This window comes from Burkholderia sp. BCC1644 (assembly GCF_902833225.1).
In the GTDB taxonomy this organism is placed as follows: Bacteria; Pseudomonadota; Gammaproteobacteria; order Burkholderiales; family Burkholderiaceae; genus Burkholderia.
Window position 1 is genome coordinate 1 of record NZ_CADFEI010000042.1, and the last position, 2,912, is coordinate 2,912.

Sequence of the window (2,912 nt, forward strand, 5' to 3'; positions counted from 1 at the left end):
CAGACTTGTTATAGGATCAAGCCTTACGGGCAATTAGTATCAGTTAGCTGAACGCATTACTGCGCTTACACACCTGACCTATCAACGTCCTGGTCTCGAACGACCCTTCAAGGGGATCTAGTCCCCAGGGATATCTCATCTTAAGGCGAGTTTCCCGCTTAGATGCTTTCAGCGGTTATCTCTTCCGAACATAGCTACCCGGCGATGCCACTGGCGTGACAACCGGTACACCAGAGGTTCGTCCACTCCGGTCCTCTCGTACTAGGAGCAGCCCCCTTCAAATATCCAACGCCCACGGCAGATAGGGACCAAACTGTCTCACGACGTTTTAAACCCAGCTCACGTACCTCTTTAAATGGCGAACAGCCATACCCTTGGGACCGGCTACAGCCCCAGGATGAGATGAGCCGACATCGAGGTGCCAAACACCGCCGTCGATATGAACTCTTGGGCGGTATCAGCCTGTTATCCCCAGAGTACCTTTTATCCGTTGAGCGATGGCCCTTCCATACAGAACCACCGGATCACTATGACCTGCTTTCGCACCTGCTCGACTTGTCGGTCTCGCAGTTAAGCACGCTTATGCCATTGCACTATCAGCACGATTTCCGACCGTACCTAGCGTACCTTCGTACTCCTCCGTTACGCTTTGGGAGGAGACCGCCCCAGTCAAACTGCCTACCATGCACTGTCCCCGACCCGGATCACGGGCCAAGGTTAGAACCTCAAACAAACCAGGGTGGTATTTCAAGGACGGCTCCACCGAAACTAGCGTTCCGGTTTCATAGCCTCCCACCTATCCTACACAGATCGGTTCAAAGTCCAATGCAAAGCTACAGTAAAGGTTCATGGGGTCTTTCCGTCTAGCCGCGGGTAGATTGCATCATCACAAACACTTCAACTTCGCTGAGTCTCGGGAGGAGACAGTGTGGCCATCGTTACGCCATTCGTGCAGGTCGGAACTTACCCGACAAGGAATTTCGCTACCTTAGGACCGTTATAGTTACGGCCGCCGTTTACCGGGACTTCAATCAAGAGCTTGCACCCCATCATTTAATCTTCCGGCACCGGGCAGGCGTCACACCCTATACGTCCACTTTCGTGTTTGCAGAGTGCTGTGTTTTTATTAAACAGTCGCAGCCACCAGTTTATTGCAACCCCTTCACCCTTTGCCCGCAGGGGCATCAAGCTACAAGGGCGTACCTTATCCCGAAGTTACGGTACCAATTTGCCGAGTTCCTTCTCCCGAGTTCTCTCAAGCGCCTTAGAATACTCATCTCGCCCACCTGTGTCGGTTTGCGGTACGGTCATCGTTAGACTGAAGCTTAGAGGCTTTTCTTGGAACCACTTCCAATTGCTTCGCTCCCTAGGGAGCTCGCGCCACACCCTTGAATTCCGCGCCCGGATTTGCCTAAGCGCCTTCTCCAATGCAGCGACCGGGACTTCCAACACCCGGACAACCTTCCGCGATCCGTCCCCCCATCGCATCTAACAATGGTGCAGGAATATTGACCTGCTTCCCATCAGCTACGCATTTCTGCCTCGCCTTAGGGGCCGACTCACCCTACGCCGATGAACGTTGCGTAGGAAACCTTGGGCTTACGGCGAGGGGGCCTTTCACCCCCTTTATCGCTACTCATGTCAGCATTCGCACTTCCGATACCTCCAGCACGCTTTTCAACGCACCTTCGCAGGCTTACGGAACGCTCTCCTACCATGCGTGCAAAGCACGCATCCGCAGCTTCGGTATATAGCTTAGCCCCGTTACATCTTCCGCGCAGGACGACTCGATCAGTGAGCTATTACGCTTTCTTTAAAGGGTGGCTGCTTCTAAGCCAACCTCCTGACTGTTTTAGCCTTCCCACTTCGTTTCCCACTTAGCTATATTTGGGGACCTTAGCTGGCGGTCTGGGTTGTTTCCCTCTTGACACCGGACGTTAGCACCCGATGTCTGTCTCCCGTGATTGCACTCTTCGGTATTCGGAGTTTGCTATGGCGGGGTAATCTGCAATAGACCCCCCAACCATGACAGTGCTCTACCCCCGAAGGTGAGACACGAGGCACTACCTAAATAGTTTTCGGAGAGAACCAGCTATTTCCAAGTTTGTTTAGCCTTTCACCCCTATCCACAGCTCATCCCCTAACTTTTCAACGTTAGTGGGTTCGGACCTCCAGTACGTGTTACCGCACCTTCATCCTGGCCATGGATAGATCACTTGGTTTCGGGTCTACGCCCAGCAACTGAACGCCCTATTCGGACTCGCTTTCGCTACGCCTGCCCTATACGGTTAAGCTTGCTACTGAACGTAAGTCGCTGACCCATTATACAAAAGGTACGCCGTCACCCCTTACGAGGCTCCGACTGTTTGTATGCATGCGGTTTCAGGATCTATTTCACTCCCCTCCCGGGGTTCTTTTCGCCTTTCCCTCACGGTACTGGTTCACTATCGGTCGATCACGAGTATTTAGCCTTGGAGGATGGTCCCCCCATCTTCAGACAGGATTTCACGTGTCCCGCCCTACTTGTCGTACACTTAGTTCTTTCATACTGTTTTCGCCTACGGGGCTATCACCCGCTATGGCCGCACTTTCCAGAGCGTTCGGCTAACAATACAAATAAAGAGTACAAGGCTCATCCCATTTCGCTCGCCACTACTTTGGGAATCTCGGTTGATTTCTTTTCCTGCGGTTACTTAGATGTTTCAGTTCACCGCGTTCGCTTCACATGGCCTATGTATTCAGCCATGGATACTCCAAAAGGAGTGGGTTTCCCCATTCGGACATCTACGGATCAAAGCTTGTTTGCCAGCTCCCCGTAGCTTTTCGCAGGCTACCGCGTCCTTCATCGCCTGTGATCGCCAAGGCATCCACCACATGCACTTGTTCGCTTGACCCTATAACGAGTCTGTCTC

The 2,912-nt window shown here is 52.7% G+C and carries 1 rRNA gene; it reads right to left on the reverse strand.

Annotation, left to right across the window (positions count from 1 at the left end):
• Positions 1-12 precede the first annotated feature (12 nt).
• Positions 13-2,894 (reverse strand): 23S ribosomal RNA (locus HWX87_RS37550).
• Positions 2,895-2,912: the final 18 nt, after the last annotated feature.